16 protein-coding genes and 1 riboswitch are annotated in these 19,927 nt (G+C 56.9%); of the genes, 11 read left to right on the top strand and 5 right to left on the bottom strand.

Going from position 1 to position 19,927, the window contains the following annotated elements:
* Position 1: 1 nt before the first annotated feature.
* Entirely contained in the window at positions 2 to 607 is a 606-nt protein-coding gene (gene leuD / locus AK59_RS0110215) for a 3-isopropylmalate dehydratase small subunit (protein ID WP_013095559.1), read from the top strand.
* A gap of 91 nt (positions 608 to 698) precedes the next feature.
* Here leuD and AK59_RS0110210 read toward each other — a convergent pair whose 3' ends face one another.
* The 3 genes from AK59_RS0110210 to sgrT all read right to left on the bottom strand — a co-directional run bounded on the left by AK59_RS0110210 (position 699) and on the right by sgrT (position 2,520).
* Positions 699 to 851: a Hok/Gef family protein gene (locus AK59_RS0110210; protein ID WP_010427008.1), complete on the bottom strand. Its 153-nt coding sequence runs from the start codon at positions 849 to 851 to the stop codon at positions 699 to 701.
* Positions 852 to 1,067: 216 nt separating this feature from the next.
* Entirely contained in the window at positions 1,068 to 2,246 is a 1,179-nt protein-coding gene (locus AK59_RS0110205; protein ID WP_029882695.1) for a sugar efflux transporter, read from the bottom strand.
* A 121-nt stretch (positions 2,247 to 2,367) separates the two neighbouring features.
* Positions 2,368 to 2,520: a glucose uptake inhibitor SgrT gene (sgrT, locus tag AK59_RS01000000123660; RefSeq protein WP_013095557.1), complete on the bottom strand. Its 153-nt coding sequence runs from the start codon at positions 2,518 to 2,520 to the stop codon at positions 2,368 to 2,370.
* A gap of 88 nt (positions 2,521 to 2,608) precedes the next feature.
* Between sgrT and sgrR the strand changes: the two genes are divergently transcribed.
* From sgrR to thiQ, 4 genes are all read left to right on the top strand, one after another.
* A complete protein-coding gene (gene sgrR, locus AK59_RS0110195; RefSeq protein WP_029882694.1) occupies positions 2,609 to 4,264 on the top strand; it encodes an HTH-type transcriptional regulator SgrR in 1,656 nt (551 codons plus the stop codon).
* Between the two features lie 36 nt (positions 4,265 to 4,300).
* Positions 4,301 to 4,401: riboswitch (TPP riboswitch) on the top strand.
* A 31-nt stretch (positions 4,402 to 4,432) separates the two neighbouring features.
* On the top strand, positions 4,433 to 5,416 hold the full coding sequence (gene thiB / locus AK59_RS0110190) for a thiamine ABC transporter substrate binding subunit (RefSeq protein WP_029882693.1): 984 nt from the start codon (positions 4,433 to 4,435) through the stop codon (positions 5,414 to 5,416).
* On the top strand, positions 5,392 to 7,002 hold the full coding sequence (gene thiP / locus AK59_RS0110185; RefSeq protein WP_029882692.1) for a thiamine/thiamine pyrophosphate ABC transporter permease ThiP: 1,611 nt from the start codon (positions 5,392 to 5,394) through the stop codon (positions 7,000 to 7,002). Before thiB ends, thiP begins: the two co-directional genes overlap by 25 nt.
* Positions 6,986 to 7,687 (top strand): thiamine ABC transporter ATP-binding protein ThiQ, encoded by a 702-nt coding sequence (thiQ, locus tag AK59_RS0110180; RefSeq protein ID WP_029882691.1) that lies wholly within the window; start codon positions 6,986 to 6,988, stop codon positions 7,685 to 7,687. Before thiP ends, thiQ begins: the two co-directional genes overlap by 17 nt.
* On the opposite strand, the gene AK59_RS0110175 is transcribed toward thiQ, so the two are convergent.
* Both AK59_RS0110175 and araC read right to left on the bottom strand, forming a co-directional pair.
* Complete coding sequence (locus AK59_RS0110175; protein ID WP_013095552.1) at positions 7,677 to 8,444, bottom strand: DedA family protein; 768 nt, start codon at positions 8,442 to 8,444, stop codon at positions 7,677 to 7,679. The genes thiQ and AK59_RS0110175 overlap by 11 nt on opposite strands.
* A gap of 128 nt (positions 8,445 to 8,572) precedes the next feature.
* Entirely contained in the window at positions 8,573 to 9,418 is an 846-nt protein-coding gene (araC, locus tag AK59_RS0110170; RefSeq protein ID WP_013095551.1) for an arabinose operon transcriptional regulator AraC, read from the bottom strand.
* A 336-nt stretch (positions 9,419 to 9,754) separates the two neighbouring features.
* On the opposite strand from araC, the gene araB reads away from it, so the two are divergent.
* The 6 genes from araB to rluA all read left to right on the top strand — a co-directional run bounded on the left by araB (position 9,755) and on the right by rluA (position 19,898).
* A complete protein-coding gene (gene araB, locus AK59_RS0110165; protein WP_029882690.1) occupies positions 9,755 to 11,464 on the top strand; it encodes a ribulokinase in 1,710 nt (569 codons plus the stop codon).
* Between the two features lie 10 nt (positions 11,465 to 11,474).
* Entirely contained in the window at positions 11,475 to 12,977 is a 1,503-nt protein-coding gene (gene araA, locus AK59_RS0110160) for an L-arabinose isomerase (RefSeq protein ID WP_020688483.1), read from the top strand.
* Positions 12,978 to 13,063: 86 nt separating this feature from the next.
* Positions 13,064 to 13,759 carry an L-ribulose-5-phosphate 4-epimerase gene (gene araD / locus AK59_RS0110155; RefSeq protein WP_013095548.1) on the top strand — a complete coding sequence of 232 codons (696 nt, stop codon included), beginning with the start codon at positions 13,064 to 13,066 and terminating at the stop codon, positions 13,757 to 13,759.
* A gap of 74 nt (positions 13,760 to 13,833) precedes the next feature.
* A complete protein-coding gene (gene polB / locus AK59_RS0110150) occupies positions 13,834 to 16,191 on the top strand; it encodes a DNA polymerase II (RefSeq protein ID WP_029882689.1) in 2,358 nt (785 codons plus the stop codon).
* A gap of 128 nt (positions 16,192 to 16,319) precedes the next feature.
* Complete coding sequence (gene rapA / locus AK59_RS0110145) at positions 16,320 to 19,226, top strand: RNA polymerase-associated protein RapA (RefSeq protein ID WP_029882688.1); 2,907 nt, start codon at positions 16,320 to 16,322, stop codon at positions 19,224 to 19,226.
* Between the two features lie 12 nt (positions 19,227 to 19,238).
* A complete protein-coding gene (gene rluA, locus AK59_RS0110140) occupies positions 19,239 to 19,898 on the top strand; it encodes a bifunctional tRNA pseudouridine(32) synthase/23S rRNA pseudouridine(746) synthase RluA (RefSeq protein WP_029882687.1) in 660 nt (219 codons plus the stop codon).
* Positions 19,899 to 19,927: the final 29 nt, after the last annotated feature.

Raw genomic sequence — 19,927 nt, 5'->3', positions numbered from 1 at the left:
CATGGCAGAGAAATTTACCCAACATACAGGCCGGGTTGTCCCTCTGGACGCCGCTAACGTCGATACTGATGCGATCATCCCGAAGCAATTTTTGCAGAAGGTCACCCGCACCGGATTTGGTGCTCATCTGTTTAACGACTGGCGTTTTCTGGATGATAAAGGCCAGGTACCTGACCCGGAATTTGTGCTGAATTTCCCGGAATATAAAGGCGCCTCCATTCTGCTTGCACGGGAAAACTTTGGCTGCGGCTCCTCACGTGAGCACGCACCATGGGCGCTTACCGATTACGGCTTTAAAGTGGTGATCGCCCCGAGCTTTGCGGATATCTTCTACGGCAACAGCTTCAACAACCAGCTGCTGCCGGTGACGCTGAGTGACGAGCAAGTGGATGAATTGTTCGCGCTGGTTAAGGCAAATCCGGGCATGTCGTTTGAAGTGGATCTGGAAGCAGAAGTGGTGAAAGCCGGGGATAAAACCTACAGCTTCAGCATCGATGCCTTCCGTCGCCACTGCATGCTGAACGGTCTGGACAGCATTGGCCTGACGCTTCAGCATGAAGACGCCATCTCCGCGTACGAGAAAAAACAGCCTGCGTTTATGGGCTAAAGGCAATGGCCCGCACGATGCGGGCCATTGATAAGGGTGCGTTGAGGCTCAACCACTCTGGAGAGGCGGGGAACTTTCCCCGCCCATACCGCTAACGTTTTGCTTCGTAAGCCAACACTGCTGCCAGCTCTGTTTTCTCCTGTCTGAAATGCAGTTCACACAGTGAATCACGCACCATCCAGGTGAAGATCAACAGCGTTGTACAGATCAGAAACAAACCTAACAGCAGAGTACGTTTTGGCATTCCAGCCTCCTTATTGCTTTTCGGCAATGAAGAGACTAACCTCGCAATGTTGGTTGTGAAGTTGGTCTCCCCATCAGTTTTTTGATGTGGGACTCTCCACTGTTTGCCTCTTGCGAAAGCCTGAGGCAAACAGCCTCAGGCACCCGCCACGCACTCTATTTGTCTTCTTAAACTCTGTCAGAAAATCGTTTCATTTCGTGAAGGCGCCTTCCAGAATCAGACGTCTTTTACGCGCCAGGTCAGCATCAGCGTGACAATCGACGTTAGTGCAATCATCCAGTACACCGACCCATGTCCATAGCTTTGCGACAACGCCCCCTGAATCACCCCCGCCAGAATTACCCCCGTAGAGATACTGTTGGTAAAGAGTGTGGTCGCCGACCCCGCCCGCCCGGGCATTAAATCCTGGAACCAGAGCATCCCTATCCCGGCCACGATCCCAATAAACACAGCATTAAACAGCTGCAGCGCCAGCAACGCCTCTCGTGAATGGAAGAAAATCAGCCCCAGGTAAAAAAGCACTCCGGCCGCTACGGCTATCAGCATCATCCGGCGTTTCCCGAGATCTTTGACGTAGTATCCCGCCAGAATCATCGCCGGAATTTCCAGCCCGGCGGCCGTCCCCATTAAGATCCCCGCGAGCTTATCCGGCAGACCCAGATCGCTGCTGATCCATAGCGGCATATCGATGATATACATGGTGTTGCAGGTCCACATCAGCGTGGAGGCGATAAACAGTATACGGACGTTTTTATCCTGCCAGCCGCTCACCTGAGTAATCGGTTTATCCGCTGTCTGTTCGACACGCGCCACTGACGGCAGCACAAAGGCAATCAGTGCCAGGCTAATGGCAAAAATCCCCGCAGCGATGGAAAACATGGCGGTAAAACCGTAATTCAACGCCAGCATAAAGGCCAACGGCGGACCAATGACCCATGCAAGAGAGAGCTGCGCACGCATCACCGAGCTAAACATCACTACTTCCCGCGCCGAATTGTCGGCATATTCCCGGGCCAGCGCGAACAGCTGCGGCATGGCGGTATTCGCCAGTGAAGCCAGCAGCACGCCGCAGGTGATCAGCGTCAGGTAGTGACGATTAAAGGCAAACAGCAGCGCGTTACCCACAGCCATGGCGCAACAAAATAGGATCAACTTGCGGCGATCGCCCTGGCTGTCGGATCGTTTCGCCAGCCCCAGGCTCACCAGGATCCCGGCGATGGCGTTCACGGTATAAAACAGGCCGACCCAAAACGGCTGCGCCCCCACCTCCCGGCTGAGAAAAAGACTCAGCGTCGGTGCCTGCAGCGCCCCCGCCACGCCCATCATAAAGGCCACCAGCATAAAAGCGGCATACACGCCGTTCAGGCGTCGCCCCATCGTCATTAACCAGAGCATCTGCAAGTCCTTGTGAAAGCGAATCGAAATTGGGTGAAAGAATAAACGAAAAAAGCCAGCAAAAAACATTTTGCTGGCGGGTGATAAGCACCAATACTCAGTCACACATGATCGAGGCGAGTTAGCGAGAAGAGGTCGGTTTCGTAACGTCCCACTGCATCAGTTCTTCTAACATTTTCAGCCGTTGCTCAGCACACTGACGGGCCAGCCAGGACGTTCCTTTTGTCGCTGAAAAGTACTGCTGATAAAACTGACGTGCGGTAGACCTCTTCATAATGTACCTCCTCACTTCATCGGGAATCATTATTGGCTTAATATAGGGATTAATAAATTGCTAATTTTTTGTCAGGAGTTCCCCTTTTATGCCTTCTGGTCGTCTGCAACAACAATTCATCCGCCTCTGGCAGTGCTGCGAAGGGCAATCGCAGGAGACCACGCTTAACGAACTGGCTGAACTCCTTAACTGCTCCCGACGTCATATGCGCACGCTGCTTAACACCATGCAGCAACAGGGCTGGTTAAACTGGGAAGCCGAAGCGGGACGCGGCAAACGCTCACGTCTGACCTTTCTCTATACCGGGCTGGCCTTGCAGCAACAGCGAGCAGAAGACCTGCTGGAACAGGACCGAATCGATCAGCTGGTGCAACTGGTAGGCGATAAAGCCGCAGTACGTCAGATGCTGGTCTCCCATCTTGGGCGGAGTTTTCGTCAGGGCCGCCACATTCTGCGGGTGCTTTACTATCGCCCGATGAAGAATCTGCTCCCCGGCACGGCCTTGCGCCGCTCAGAAACCCATATGGCGCGACAAATATTCAGCGGCCTGACGCGAATAAATGAGGAAAACGGGGAACTGGAAGCTGATATTGCGCACCACTGGCAGCAACTCTCCCCACGTCACTGGCGCTTTTTCTTACGTCCCGGCATCCACTTTCACCACGGCCGCGAGCTGGAAATGCGCGATGTCATCGCCTCACTGGAGCGTGCCCGCAAGCTTCCGCTTTATTCGCATATCTCGCGCGTTCACTCCCCCACCGCCTGGACGCTGGATATTGAACTGTCTCAGCCGGATAAATGGCTCCCCTGGCTGCTGGGGTATGTCCCATCAATGATTTTGCCAGGAGAGTGGGAATCGCTGCACAATTTTGCCAGCCAGCCCATTGGCACCGGGCCCTATGCCGTGTCGCGTAACACCAATAACCAGCTGAAAATTCGCGCGTTTGATGACTATTTTGGCTACCGGGCGCTGATCGACGAAGTGAACGTCTGGGTATTACCGGATCTCAATGAAGAGCTCAGCGCCGGGCTGACGCTTGAAGGCCCCACAACGGGCGAAAAGGCGGTGGAAAGCCGCCTTGAGGAGGGCTGCTACTACCTGCTGTTTGACAGCCGCACCCACCGCGGGGCCAATCAGGCGGTACGCAAATGGATCAGCCACGTCTTATCTCCCTCCAATCTGATTTACCATGCGGAAGAACAGTATCAGACGTACTGGTTTCCGGCGTACGGGTTGCTTCCTCGCTGGCATCATGCCCGTCCTGCCCACTATGACAAACCGGCAGGGCTGGAGTCTGTTACCCTGACCTACTACCGCGAGCACGTGGAACACCGTTTTATCGCCAGGATCATGACCAGACTGCTGGCTGCAGAAGGCGTCCGGCTGGACATCAGGGAAGTGGACTATGACGAATGGCACCAGGGGGAACTGACCAGCGATATCTGGCTGAACAGCGCCAACTTCACCCTGCCGCTCGATTTCTCGCTCTTCTCACACCTGTATGAAGTCCCGCTGATCCAGCACTGTATCGATCGGGACTGGCAGCAGGATGCGGCGCAGTGGCGCGCGGGTGAGATGAACCTGGCCACCTGGTGTCAGGCGCTGCTGGCTGAACAAGCAATCGTGCCGCTGATCCACCACTGGCTGATGATCCAGGGCCAGCGCAGTATGCGGGGGTTACGGATGAATACGCTGGGCTGGTTTGATTTTAAATCCGCCTGGTTTGCGCCACCAGAGCCATAACACTTTCGTAATATTCGCCAAATCATTACAATAGCGCCGTTCTCAACGGGGTGCTGCATCACTGATGTGCGCTGAGATAATACCCGTCGAACCTGATCCGGATAACGCCGGCGAAGGGATTTGAGGCTGTCGCTCAAAATCCTTTGCCACTCAACCTTGAGGTGCAAAGTGTTAAAAAAAGTGCTTCCCCTGCTGGCGCTGTTTGCGCTACCTGCTTTCGCAAAACCCGTCCTGACGGTCTACACCTACGACTCCTTTTCAGCCGACTGGGGCCCAGGCCCGGTCGTCAAAAAAGCCTTTGAAGCCGACTGCAACTGCGAACTGAAATTCGTGGCGCTGGAAGATGGCGTCTCGCTGCTTAACCGTCTGCGTATGGAAGGTAAAAACAGCAAGGCCGACGTGGTACTCGGCCTGGATAACAACCTGCTGGATGCGGCCTCGCAAACGAAACTGTTCGCCAAAAGCGGCGTAGCGGCAGATGCGGTTAACGTGCCGGGCGGCTGGAAAAACGACACCTTTGTGCCGTTCGATTACGGATATTTTGCGTTTGTTTATGACAAAAACAAGCTGAAGAACCCGCCGAAAAGCCTGAAGGAGCTGGTGGAAAGCGACCAGAAATGGCGCGTGATTTATGAAGATCCGCGCACCAGCACACCGGGTCTGGGCCTGCTGTTGTGGATGCACAAGGTATACGGTGATAAAACACCGGAAGCGTGGCAGAAGCTGGCCGCCAAAACCGTGACCGTCACCAAAGGCTGGAGCGAAGCCTATGGCCTGTTCCTGAAAGGGGAGAGCGACCTGGTGCTGAGCTATACCACCTCCCCGGCTTATCACATTATCGCCGAGAAGAAAGACAACTACGCCGCCGCTGATTTCGCTGAAGGTCATTACCTGCAGGTGGAAGTGGCTGCCCGCACTGCCGCCAGCAAGCAGCCGGAACTGGCCGAGAAGTTCCTGAAATTCATGGTCTCCCCAGCGTTCCAGAATGCGATCCCAACGGGTAACTGGATGTATCCGGTGACCAACGTGACGCTACCTGCGGGCTTCGAGCAACTGACCAAACCGCAAACCTCGCTGGAGTTTACGCCGCAGCAGGTCGCCGCGCAGCGAGCAGCATGGGTAAGTGAATGGCAACGCGCCGTCAGCCGCTAATTCCCGGCTGGTTATTTCCCGGACTGCTCGCCGCCGTAGTGATGGTGGCGGTCAGTCTCGGCGCTTTTCTGGCATTGTGGTTTAACGCGCCAGAGAGTGATCTGCTCTCTCTCTGGCACGACAGCTATCTCTGGCACGTCATCCGGTTCTCTTTCTGGCAGGCGTTTCTCTCTGCCCTGCTGTCGGTGATCCCGGCCATTTTTCTCGCGCGGGCGCTCTACCGCAGACGCTTCCCCGGCAGGGAGGCGCTGTTGAGACTGTGCGCCATGACGCTGATCCTGCCAGTCCTGGTGGCGGTATTTGGGATCCTGAGCGTGTATGGTCGTCAGGGCTGGCTGGCCGCCCTCTTTAACCTGCTTGGTCTGGAGTGGACCTTCTCCCCTTACGGACTCAAAGGTATTCTGCTGGCGCACATCTTTTTCAACATGCCCATGGCGACCCGGCTTTTTTTACAGGCGCTGGAGGCTATCCCCGGCGAGCAGCGTCAGCTTGCGGCACAGCTGGGTATGCGCGGCTGGTCATTCTTCCGCTTTGTCGAATGGCCATGGCTGCGCCGTCAAATCCCTCCGGTTGCGGCCCTGATCTTCATGCTCTGTTTTGCCAGTTTCGCCACCGTGCTTTCTCTTGGTGGTGGACCACAGGCGACCACCATCGAACTGGCGATTTACCAGGCGCTGAGTTACGACTACGACCCCGGCCGCGCTGCGCTTCTGGCTCTGGTGCAGATGCTGTGCTGTCTTGTGCTGGTCCTGCTGAGTCAGCGTCTGAGCAAAGCCATTCCACCGGGCAGTCATCAGATTACAGGCTGGCGCGATCCACAGGACAGCCTGCACAGCCGAATCGCGGATGTGATGTTGATCGTACTGGCCCTGCTGCTGCTTCTGCCGCCGCTGATGGCCGTTATCGTCGATGGCGTTAACCTTAACCTCGTCTCCGTGTTGCAACAGCCCGTCCTCTGGCAAGCGACCTGGACATCCTTGCGCATCGCACTGGCTGCCGGGCTATTGTGCGTCATGCTGACCATGATGCTGCTGTGGAGCAGTCGCGAACTTTATGCGCGCCAGGCGCGCAAAGCCGGACAAGCGCTGGAGCTGACGGGGATGTTAATCCTCGCAATGCCGGGCATCGTCCTGGCAACCGGCTTCTTTTTATTGTTCAACAGTACGGTTGGTCTGCCGGAAAGCGCCGACGGAATTGTGATTTTTACCAACGCCCTGATGGCCATTCCCTATGCGCTGAAGGTGCTGGAAAACCCCATGCGCGACGTCAACAGCCGTTACGCTTTGCTGTGTCAGTCGCTTGGTATACAGGGCTGGCGCCGGTTAAAGGTGGTTGAACTGCGCGCGCTGAAACGCCCGCTTGCTCAGGCGCTGGCCTTCGCTTGTGTGCTCTCCATTGGCGACTTTGGTGTGGTGGCGCTCTTTGGCAATGAAGATTTCCGCACGCTGCCATACTGGTTGTATCAGCAGATCGGCTCCTACCGCAGTCAGGAGGGGGCCGTCACGGCGCTGTTGCTGCTGTTGCTGTGCTTTGCCTTATTTACCGTTATCGAAAAACTTCCGGGGCGCAATGTTAAAACTGACTGATGTCACCTGGCTCTACCAACACCTGCCTATGCGTTTCAGCCTGTCGGTACGCCCGGGTGAGATGATTGCCGTGCTTGGCCCAAGCGGGGCAGGGAAAAGTACCTTACTCAATCTGATTGCCGGTTTTCTGCAACCGGCAAGCGGGTCGATAATGATTGAAAACAACGACCATACCTACACCCCGCCCGCCAGGCGTCCGGTCTCGATGCTATTCCAGGAAAATAACCTGTTCACCCATCTGACGGTGCGGCAAAACATCGCGCTGGGTATGGATCCGGGGCTGAAACTGAACGACGCGCAGCGCCAGAAGCTGGAAAAGATTGCCGGGCAGATGGGCATTACCACGTTTATTGACCGGCTCCCCGGAGAGCTCTCTGGCGGACAACGTCAGCGCGTGGCGCTGGCTCGCTGTCTGGTTCGCGAGCAGCCGATACTGCTGCTGGATGAGCCCTTCTCTGCACTCGATCCCGCGCTGCGTCAGGAGATGCTCGCCCTGGTACAGGAGGTCTGCCAGCGTCAGCAACTGACGATGCTGATGGTGTCACACAGTATTGAAGATGCCGCACGCATCGCCCCGCGATCGGTGGTGATCGCGGAGGGTCGTATCGTGTGGGAGGGTGAAACCGAAGAGTTGATGAGTGGTAAAGCAAGCGCGTCGCACCTGCTGGGGATCCTTAACGGCTGACCACCTTCAGCAGGATCTCACCGTACACCGGCATCAGCGGATGGCGAATCAGCGCGATCAGCGCCACAACGGCAACGCCCAGTGTCAACGGCGCCAGCCACAGCAACCGCGAACGTGGCAGATAGCGCGTCAGACGATCGACATTCGCTTTCGCGCTGCGCCATAGCCGCCAGCACAACCATGCAGCGAGCCATAACAGCAGCGCTGTGGCCAGCAATAACCATTTAAAGCCACCGCTCTGCACATCGTCAGGAATATCAATTGCCGCCCCCGCCAGGATCCCCGGCAGGAAGTAGAACGGCGGCCAGAAGACGCAGCCGATAATGTTCGGCAAAACGAATTTTGCGACGGGCAGATCCAGCATCCCGGCGACCATCGGCACCAGCGGACGCGTTGGCCCGACAAAGCGTCCGACGAGGATCGTAAACATGCTGTGCTGATGCAACGCATGCTCGGTTTTATCCAGCAGCGCTTTGTTCTTCTTCATAAAAGACCAGCGGTGCAGCGGTTTCTTGAAACGCCAGCCCAGCCAGAAGGAGATCCAGTCGCCCAGTAAGCAACCGATCATACCGGCCAGCCACGCCTGCCAGAAATTGACCTCACCGCTGCCAATCAACGCGCCCAACGCCGCCATCATCACCGTACCAGGCAGGATCAGCCCAACCAGCGCCAGCGATTCCAGAAACGCCACCAGCGCAACGGCGATAAGCGAATACATAACGGACTGGGTAATAAAATGTTCCAGCAATGCCTGCATAACTATTCCGGTCAGAAAACGAATCAGGGATTCTGCTTAGCGCCCTGCACCGCGTCAAGACAACAATTGTCTGAATAGTTTACAGGTTGCTTCCACAGTTCACCTGCTTGTTTATCTTTTTTTACCGTTTATTCACATCCCGCCCGGAATTCACTGGGGCTGGCGCCAGTGCATTTTTTAAATACGCGGGAAAAATAGAGCTGATCTTCAAAGCCCACATTGCGCCCGACGGTGGCAATGGGCATCCGGGTGGTGCTGAGCAGCAGTTTCGCCTGGCTGATGCGCTGATCTTCGCGCCAGCTCAGCACGCTGACACCCAACTGCTGCCGGAACAGATGCGATAGCCGCGACGGCGACAGGCAGACATGCTGGGCCACGCTGGCGATATCAAACTGGCTGTCGGCCAGGTGGTCGCTGATGTACTGGCAGGCATCACGCACACGGTTATCCAGCGGCGGATTAAGCGACGCGTTAATCGCCTCCATCCGGCGCAGTAACACCTGTTCAAGCAAATTAATTGCCAGCAGCTCAGCGTAGCGCCCACCGGCCTGCCCTGCCTCTATGATCTGGGCAAACAGCTCGCGGAACTGGGCCAGATGAGCGTCGTCCGGGCGGTAAAAACCGGTGTGTGCAAAAATGGCTGGCCACGAAAGCCACTCCTGCCAGTAGGCGCGGGGGCGGAAGTAGACCCACTGGTGATACCACTCTTTGGCATCCGGATGACGCCCGTAATGGTGGATCTCACCAGGCGGAAACAGCAGCATATCGCCGGGACGACAGACGAACTGCTGATCGTTGTTTTTGATTATCCCTTCCCCACGCACGGTCAGGTTCAGAATGTACCCTTTCATCCCAAGCGGACGGTCAACGTAAAAATCGAGATATCCCTCAGCCTCGATAGGGGTCAGCCCCGCCACCAGGTGGGCGTTAAACGAATAACCCGGCAGTAAGGGATCGTTTTGCGTTTCGGCCATAGATTCAGTTCTCCCAACGGTACTGAAGGAAACCAATTGTCCATATCGTTAAAAGCCGTATAAAAATGGCCTGCGACGAGATCCAAAAAGCATCACGTCTCTTTTACGTCCGCCATGTTTCAGCCTTTCCCCCTGATTTCTCCGCCAGAGTGGGCAGATAAGCAGTAACAAAAGTGTCTATAAGTGCGGCAGAAATGTCCACATTGAATATTTGCACGGCGTCACACTTTCCATCTCAACAGCAATTTAGTCCATAAGATTAGCGGATCCTGCCTGACGATTTTCGCCCCCAGTCTCTAATGTTCTCTCATACCTGTTTTCTGATGGAGCAACACCATGGCAATTGCGATTGGCCTCGATTTTGGCAGCGACTCGGTTCGCGCCCTGGCAGTGGACTGTACGTCCGGCCAGGAGATAGCAACCAGCGTTGAGTGGTACCCACGCTGGCAAGAGGGGCGCTACTGCGATGCGCCAAACAACCAGTTCCGTCACCATCCACGCGACTACATTGAGTCGATGGAAGCGGCAATCAAAACCGTGCTGGCAGAGCTGACTGACGCCCAGCATGCAGAGGTGGTTGGGATCGGCGTAGACAGCACCGGTTCTACCCCCGCACCAGTGGATGCGGAAGGCCGGGTGCTGGCGCTGCGTCCTGAATTCGCCGACAACCCGAACGCCATGTTTGTGCTGTGGAAAGACCATACCGCCGTCGAAGAGGCCGAAGCCATCACCCGGTTGTGCCACCAGCCAGGTAAAACCGACTATTCGCGCTACATCGGCGGAATTTATTCCAGTGAATGGTTCTGGGCCAAGATCCTGCATGTCACCCGCGCTGACGCAGCGGTTGCACAGGCAGCCGCATCGTGGATTGAACTGTGTGACTGGGTTCCTGCCCTGCTCTCAGGTACCACCCGCCCGCAGGATATTCGCCGCGGCCGCTGCAGCGCCGGGCATAAATCCCTATGGCATGAAAGCTGGGGCGGTCTGCCACCGGCAGCCTTCTTCGATGAACTCGATCCGATTATCAACAAGAGCCTGAAGTACCCGCTCTTTACCGACACCTTTACCGCGGATATTCCGGTGGGCACGCTCTGCGAAGAGTGGGCAACACGCCTGGGCCTGCCGCAAAACGTGGCAATCTCCGGCGGTGCGTTTGACTGCCATATGGGCGCGGTGGGCGCTGGCGCCCAACCCAATACGCTGGTGAAAGTGATCGGCACCTCCACCTGCGACATCCTGACGGCGGATAAGGCCAGCGTCGGTGACCGCGCAGTGAAAGGTATCTGCGGACAAGTCGACGGCAGCGTGGTGCCGGACTTTATCGGTCTGGAAGCCGGGCAGTCTGCGTTTGGCGATATTTACGCCTGGTTTGGTCGGGTACTGGGCTGGCCGCTGGACCAGCTGGCGACCGCGCACCCGGAACTGAAAACCCAGATTGCCGAGAGTAAGAAACAGCTGCTGCCCCAGCTCACCGCCGCGTGGGCGAAAAATCCGTCTCTTGAACACCTGCCGGTGGTGCTCGACTGGTTCAACGGCCGCCGTACGCCATTTGCCAACCAGCGTCTTAAAGGCGTTATAACCGATCTCAATCTGGCGACCGATGCCCCGGCCCTGTTTGGCGGCCTGATTGCAGCTACCGCCTTTGGCGCACGCGCGATTATGGAGTGCTTCACCGAACAGGGCATCGACGTCAATAACGTCATGGCGCTGGGCGGTATCGCCCGTAAAAACCCGGTGATCATGCAGGCCTGCTGCGACGTGCTGAACCGTCCGCTGCAGATTGTCGCGTCCGATCAATGCTGCGCGCTGGGTGCGGCTATTTTCGCCGCCGTTGCCGCGGGCGTACACGCCGATATCCCGACTGCACAGCAGCATATGGCAAGCGCGGTCGAAAATACCCTTCAGCCGCGTGCTCAACAGGCGCAACGCTTTGAACAGCTTTATCAGCGCTACCAGCAATGGGCAAAAAGCGCCGAACTTCACTATCTCCCTGTCGCCGCCCCGTCAAAACACACCGCGGATACGACGGCAACCCTGACCCATTAAGGACACGACGATGACCATTTTTGATAATTATGAAGTGTGGTTTGTGATTGGCAGCCAGCATTTGTACGGACCGCAAGCGTTGCAACAGGTGACGAAACATGCGGAACACGTCGTGAACGCGCTGAACGCGGAAGCCAAACTGCCATGTAAACTGGTGCTGAAGCCGCTGGGCACGACGCCGGATGAAATCACCCATATCTGCCGTGACGCAAACTACGACGATAAATGCGCGGGTCTGGTAGTGTGGCTGCACACCTTCTCACCCGCCAAAATGTGGATCAACGGTCTGTCAATCCTCAACAAACCGCTGCTGCAATTCCATACCCAGTTCAACGCCTCCCTGCCATGGGACAGCATTGATATGGACTTTATGAACCTGAACCAGACCGCGCACGGCGGCCGTGAGTTCGGCTTCATCGGCGCCCGTATGCGTCAGCAGCACGCCGTAGTGACCGGACACTGGCAGGATCAACATGCGCAGAAACGCATCGGCTCCTGGATGCGTCAGGCCGTTTCCAAACAGGATACCCGCCATCTGAAAGTGGTGCGATTTGGCGACAACATGCGTGAAGTGGCAGTCACCGACGGTGATAAAGTTGCCGCGCAGATCAAGTTTGGTTTTTCCGTGAACACCTGGGCCGTGGGTGACCTGGTGCAGGTCGTCAATGAGATCGGCGATGGCGACGTGAGCGCGCTGGTTGACGAATACGAAAGCAGCTACCGCCTCACCGCAGCGGCGCAGGTGAAGGGTGACAAACGCCAGAACGTGCTGGACGCGGCGCGCATTGAACTGGGGATGAAACGCTTCCTGGAACAGGGTGGCTTCCACGCCTTTACCACGACATTTGAAGATCTCCATGGTCTGAAACAACTGCCGGGTCTGGCAGTACAACGTCTGATGCAGCAGGGCTACGGCTTCGCGGGCGAAGGCGACTGGAAAACTGCCGCTCTGCTTCGCATCATGAAAGTGATGTCAACCGGTCTGCAGGGCGGCACCTCCTTTATGGAGGACTACACCTACCACTTCGAAAATGGCAACGACCTGGTACTCGGTTCACACATGCTGGAAGTGTGCCCATCCATTGCCGTTGAAGAGAAACCGATCCTCGACGTGCAGCACCTCGGCATTGGCGGTAAAGCGGATCCGGCACGTTTAATCTTCAACACCCGTACCGGCCCGGCCATCAACGCCAGCCTGATCGACCTGGGCGATCGTTTCCGCCTGCTGGTGAACTGTGTGGATGCGGTTGAAACGCCACACGCGCTGCCAAAACTGCCGGTCGCCAACGCCCTGTGGAAAGCGCAGCCCGATCTGCCAACCGCCTCCGAAGCCTGGATCGTCGCCGGTGGCGCGCACCATACCGTCTTCAGTCACGCGCTGGATCTCAACGATATGCGTCAGTTCGCTGAACTGCACGACATCGAACTGACCGTGATCGATAACGATACCCGCCTGCCCGCGTTTAAAGACGCGCTGCGCTGGAATGAAGTCTATTACGGTTCGAAACGTTAAGTACGACGTGCCCGGTGGCACTGCGTTTATCGGGCCTACGATTGTGTAGGCCGGATAAGCAAAGCGCCATCCGGCGGGAGACAACAATGCTAGAAGATCTCAAACGCCAGGTACTCGAAGCCAACCTGGCGCTGCCTAAACATAATCTGGTGACCCTGACCTGGGGCAACGTCAGCGCCGTTGACCGCGAAAAAGGGGTGTTCGTCATCAAGCCTTCCGGCGTGGATTATACGGTGATGACCGCTGACGATATGGTTGTGGTCAGCATTGCAACCGGTGAAGTGGTGGAAGGGAAGAAAAAACCCTCCTCCGATACCCCCACCCATCGCCTGCTATATCAGGCATTTCCGACCATCGGCGGCATTGTGCATACCCACTCGCGTCATGCGACTATCTGGGCGCAGGCAGGCCAGTCCATCCCGGCTACCGGTACCACGCACGCAGACTACTTTTACGGAACCATCCCGTGCACCCGCCTGATGACCGATGCGGAAATCAACGGCGAGTATGAATGGGAAACCGGCAATGTGATTGTCGAAACCTTTGAAAAACAAGGAATCGACGCAGCACAGATGCCCGGGGTGCTGGTGCATTCCCACGGCCCGTTTGCGTGGGGTAAAAATGCGGAAGATGCAGTGCATAACGCGATTGTGCTGGAAGAGGTGGCCTATATGGGCATCTTCTGTCGTCAACTGGCACCACAGTTGCCGGATATGCAACAGACGCTGCTGGACAAACACTACCTGCGCAAGCACGGTGCAAAAGCCTATTACGGGCAATAAACTGTATATAAACCCAGCATAAAACCGCTAACCAGGCTATAATCAGGCCTGGTTTTGTTTTATGGGATAATGGCGTGACGCAGGCGCAAGAAGGTTTTTTACTGACCCGACACTGGCGGGATACGCCTCAGGGAACAGAGGTGGAGTTCTGGCTGGCGACGGACAACGGCCCGCTGCGCGTTACCCTGCCGCCACAGGAATCCGTGGCGTTTATTCCTGAAGCCCACGTCGACAAAGCAAAGCAGCTACTGCGCGGTGAAAACAACTGGCGCATCACGCCACTTGAGCTGAAAGATTTCCATCGCCAGCCGGTTTCTGGCCTCTATTGTCGCGCCCATCGCCAGCTGATGCGCTATGAAAAACTGCTGCGCGAGGCGGGCGTCACCCTGTACGAAGCCGATATTCGTCCCCCGGAACGTTTTCTGATGGAGCGGTTTATTACCGCCCCTGTCTGGGTAGATGGCACGGCGCACAACGGCGGTCTGATTAATGCCCGTCTGAAACCCAACCCGCACTACCGTCCGCCGTTGAAATGGGTCTCACTGGACATCGAAACCACCCGTCACGGTGAACTGTACTGTATTGGTCTTGAAGGCTGCGGCGACCGGGTTGTCTATATGCTCGGGCCACCGAATGGCGATGCCTCCGCGCTGGACTTCCGGCTGGAGTACGTCAACAGTCGGCCACAACTGCTGGAAAAACTGAACCAGTGGTTTGCCGATCGCGATCCCGATGTCCTGATCGGCTGGAACGTGGTGCAGTTCGACCTGCGGGTACTGCAAAAACACGCCGAGCGTTACCGCATCCCGCTCATGCTTGGGCGGGGTCATAGCGAACTGGAATGGCGCGAGCACGGTTTCAAAAACGGTGTTTTTTTCGCACAGGCCAACGGCCGCCTGATTATCGACGGCATCGAGGCGCTGAAATCCGCATTCTGGAATTTTTCTTCCTTCTCGCTGGAGGCAGTGGCGCAGGAGCTGCTGGGGGAAGGGAAATCCATCGATAATCCGTGGGACCGAATGGATGAGATCGACCGCCGCTTCAACGAAGACAAACCGGCACTTGCCACCTATAACCTGAAAGATTGTGAGCTGGTTACGCAGATTTTCCACAAAACCGAGATCATGCCTTTTCTGCTGGAACGCGCCACAGTGAACGGTCTTGCCGCTGATCGGCACGGCGGTTCCGTGGCGGCATTCAGCCATCTGTACTTTCCCCGCATGCACCGGGCAGGCTACGTCGCACCGAACCTGGGGGACGTGCCGCCGCAGGCAAGCCCTGGCGGCTACGTGATGGATTCCCGGCCGGGACTGTATGACTCCGTGCTGGTACTGGACTACAAAAGCCTCTACCCCTCGATTATCCGCACCTTTTTGATTGATCCGGTGGGGCTGGTAGAGGGGATGGCGCAGCCGGACGATACGCACAGCACCGACGGGTTTCTGGGGGCGCGTTTCTCACGGGAGAAACACTGCCTGCCGGAGATCGTGGGACAGATCTGGCACGGGCGCGACGAGGCCAAGCGCCACGGCAACAAGCCGCTTTCTCAGGCGCTGAAAATTATCATGAACGCCTTTTACGGTGTGCTGGGCACCAGCGCCTGTCGCTTCTTCGACCCGCGCCTCGCCTCGTCTATCACCATGCGCGGGCATGAGATCATGCGCCAGACAAAGGCGCTGATCGAATCCCAGGGCTATGAAGTGATCTATGGCGATACCGACTCCACCTTCGTCTGGTTGAAGGGCGCGCACGCCGAAGAGGAAGCCGCGCGAATTGGCAAACAGCTGGTCGCCTTCGTGAACGACTGGTGGCAAGCGCATTTGCAAAAAGAGCGGTTAACCAGTGCGTTAGAGCTGGAGTATGAAACCCATTTCAGCCGCTTTTTAATGCCCACTATCCGTGGAACCGATCAGGGCAGCAAGAAACGCTACGCCGGACTGATTCAGGAAGGTGAAAAGCAACGCATGGTGTTTAAAGGGCTGGAGACGGTGCGCACAGACTGGACTCCGCTGGCGCAGCAGTTCCAGCAAACGCTCTATTTGCGGATCTTTCGTAATGAGCCTTATCAGGACTACGTCCGCGAGACGATAGCCAGCCTGATGGCCGGCGAGCTCGACAACCAGCTGGTGTATCGCAAACGCCTGCGCCGCCCGCTGGCCGAGTATCAGCGTAACGTTCCGCCGCACGTCCGCGCCGCGCGTCTGGCGGATGAAGAGAACGTCCGTCGGGGGCGCGCCCCGCAGTATCAGAACCGGGGCACCATCAAGTATGTCTGGACGACAAACGGGCCAGAGCCCGTGGATTATCAACACTCTGCGCTGGACTACGACCACTACCTGACGCGCCAGCTTCAGCCCGTCGCGGATGGAATTTTGCCTTTCATTGACGACGATTTTGCTACACTAGTGACAGGGCAGCTTGGCCTATTTTGACACGTGACGAAATCGCTGCCATCCAGTACCATAGCGCCCTTTCCACTCCCGGACCCATTTTTCGATGACCGTCTTTTTTGACGGTGGTTGAACTATTGCCTGCAATTAAAGATTAGAGCCGAACACATATGCCTTTTACACTTGGTCAACGCTGGATCAGCGATACAGAAAGCGAACTTGGATTGGGAACCGTGGTTGCAGTCGATGCACGCATGGTCACCCTCCTTTTCCCTGCTACCGGTGAAAACCGCCTGTACGCTCGCAATGACTCCCCTGTTACCCGCGTGATGTTCAATCCAGGTGACACCGTGACCAGCCACGACGGCTGGCAGCTAAAGGTTGAAGACGTAAAAGAAGAGAATGGTCTGCTCGCCTACATTGGGACTCGCCTCGACACTGACGAGAGCAATGTCATCCTGCGTGAAGTGCTGCTCGACAGCAAACTGGTTTTCAGCAAGCCGCAGGATCGCCTGTTTGCCGGGCAAATCGACCGTATGGATCGCTTCTCCCTGCGCTATCGCGCACGTAAATTCCAGAGTGAACAGTACCGCATGCCGTGGAGCGGCCTGCGTGGTCAACGCACCAGCCTGATCCCTCATCAGTTGAATATCGCCCATGACGTTGGTCGTCGTCATGCGCCTCGCGTACTGCTGGCAGACGAAGTGGGCCTCGGTAAAACCATTGAAGCCGGTATGATCCTGCATCAACAGCTGCTTTCTGGCGCCGCCGAGCGCGTGCTGATCGTGGTACCGGAAACGCTGCAACATCAGTGGCTGGTTGAGATGCTGCGCCGCTTTAACCTTCGTTTCTCGCTGTTTGACGACGAGCGCTACGCCGAAGCCCAGCATGACGCAGACAACCCGTTTGAAACCGAACAGCTGGTCATCTGCTCCCTGGACTTCGTGCGCCGCAGCAAGCAGCGTCTTGAGCATCTGTGCGACGCAGAGTGGGATCTGCTGGTGGTCGACGAAGCGCACCACCTGGTCTGGAGCGAAGAGGCACCGAGCCGTGAATACATGGCGATTGAACAGCTTGCCGAGCGCGTGCCGGGCGTCCTGCTGCTGACCGCAACGCCGGAGCAGCTGGGGCTGGAGAGCCACTTCGCCCGTCTGCGCCTGCTCGATCCAAACCGTTTCCATGACTTTGAGCAGTTTGTCGAAGAACAGAATAATTACCGCCCGGTTGCCGATGCTGTCGCCATGCTGCTGGCGGGCAAACGCCTCTCGAATGACGAACTCAACACCCTGAGCGATCTGATTGGCGAACAGGATATTGAGCCGCTGCTGCAGGCAGCCAACAGTGACAGCGACAACGCGGGATCCGCGCGTAAAGAGCTGATCGATATGCTGATGGACCGCCACGGCACCAGCCGCGTGCTGTTCCGTAACACCCGTAACGGCGTGAAGGGCTTCCCGAAACGCGAACTGCATACCATCAAGCTGCCGCTGCCGACGCAGTATCAGACGGCGATAAAAGTCTCCGGCATTATGGGGGCGCGCAAAAGCCAGGAAGAACGTGCGCGCGACATGCTCTACCCGGAGCAGATTTATCAGGAATTTGAAGGCGATACCGGAACCTGGTGGAACTTCGACCCGCGTGTTGAATGGCTGATGGGTTACTTAACGGCACATCGTTCACAGAAAGTGCTGGTGATCTGCGCCAAAGCGGCCACCGCGCTGCAGCTGGAGCAGGTTCTGCGCGAGCGTGAAGGTATTCGAGCCGCCGTGTTCCACGAGGGCATGTCCATTGTCGAGCGCGACCGCGCTGCGGCCTGGTTCAGTGAAGAAGACAGCGGCGCACAGGTTCTGCTGTGCTCTGAAATCGGTTCTGAAGGGCGTAACTTCCAGTTCGCCAGCAACCTGGTGATGTTCGATCTGCCGTTCAACCCCGACCTGCTGGAACAGCGTATCGGCCGTCTGGACCGTATCGGTCAGGCGCATGATATTCAGATCCACGTCCCTTACCTGGAAAAAACCGCCCAGTCGGTGCTGGTACGCTGGTTCCACGAAGGTCTGGACGCGTTCGAACATACCTGTCCGACGGGACGCACCATTTACGATCAGGTGCATACGGATCTGATCGCTTACCTGGCAGCGCCGGAAAATACGGACGGTTTTGATGAGCTGATCAAATCCTGTCGTGAAAAGCATGAGGCCCTGAAAGCGCAGCTGGAGCAGGGACGTGACCGCCTGCTGGAAATCCACTCCAACGGTGGCGAGAAAGCGCAGGCGCTTGCCGAAAGCATTGAAGAGCAGGATGACGACACCAGCCTGATCAGCTTCGCCATGAACCTGTTCGACATCGTCGGGATTAACCAGGACGATCGCGGCGAGAACATGATCGTGCTGACCCCATCCGATCATATGCTGGTTCCGGATTTCCCGGGCCTGCCGGAGGATGGTTGCACCATCACCTTTGAGCGTGACGTGGCGCTGTCTCGCGAAGACGCGCAGTTCATCACCTGGGAACACCCGTTGATCCGTAACGGCCTCGACCTGATCCTTTCCGGCGACACGGGTAGCAGCACGATTTCCCTGTTGAAAAACAAAGCATTACCCGTTGGTACGCTGCTGGTTGAGCTGATCTATGTTGTGGAAGCGCAAGCGCCGAAACAGCTGCAGCTCACCCGCTTCCTGCCGCCAACGCCAGTGCGTCTGCTGCTGGATAAAAACGGCACCAACCTGGCTGCACAGGTTGAATTCGAGAGTTTCAACCGCCAGTTGAGCGCAGTAAACCGCCACACGGGCAGCAAACTGGTCAACGCCGTACAACAGGACGTGCATGCCATTCTGCAGTTGGGTGAAACGCAGATCGAAAAAGCGGCCAGAACGCTGATTGATGCCGCGCGCGAGGAAGCCGATGAGAAACTGTCTGCAGAGTTGTCTCGTCTGGAAGCGTTAAAAGCGGTGAACCCAAACATCCGTGATGACGAACTGACCGCGATTGAGAGCAACCGTCAGCAGGTGCTGGAAAGCCTGAATCAGGCAAGCTGGCGTCTGGATGCCCTGCGTCTTATCGTTGTGACGCATCAGTAAACGGAGCACAAGATGGTGATGGAGCCTTACAATCCGCCGCAAGACCCGTGGCTGGTTATCCTTTATCAGGATGAGCACATTATGGTGGTCAACAAGCCAAGCGGCTTGTTGTCCGTGCCGGGGCGTCTGGATGAGCACAAAGACAGCGTGATGACACGTATTCAGCGTGATTATCCCCAGGCGGAGTCCGTTCATCGCCTGGACATGGCAACCAGCGGTGTGATTGTGGTGGCGCTGAACAAAGCGGCTGAACGTGAACTCAAACGTCAGTTCCGCGAGCGTGAGCCGAAAAAGCAGTATGTCGCACGCGTCTGGGGCCATCCCGCGCAGGCGGAAGGGCTGGTGGATCTGCCGCTGATTTGCGACTGGCCAAACCGGCCAAAGCAGAAAGTGTGCTATGAGACCGGCAAGGCCGCGCAAACCGAGTATGAAGTGCTGGAGTACGCGCCGGATAACACCGCGCACGTGCTGCTAAAGCCCATTACCGGTCGTTCACATCAGTTGCGTGTGCATATGCTCGCACTGGGGCATCCGATTCTGGGAGACCGTTTTTACGCCCCACCGGAGGCGCTGGCTTCAGCGCCGCGTCTGCAGCTTCATGCCCAGACGCTCACCATCACCCACCCGGCGTTTGGCAACGCAATGACGTTTAAAGCCCCGGTGGACTTCTAAAAAAAATGGCCCGACTGTGTCGGGCCATT

This window comes from Enterobacter sp. T1-1 (assembly GCF_000710795.1).
GTDB classification, from domain to species: domain Bacteria; phylum Pseudomonadota; class Gammaproteobacteria; order Enterobacterales; family Enterobacteriaceae; genus Enterobacter; species Enterobacter cloacae.
Note: the sequence above shows the minus strand (reverse complement) of the source record. Positions and strands in the feature narration are given on the sequence as shown.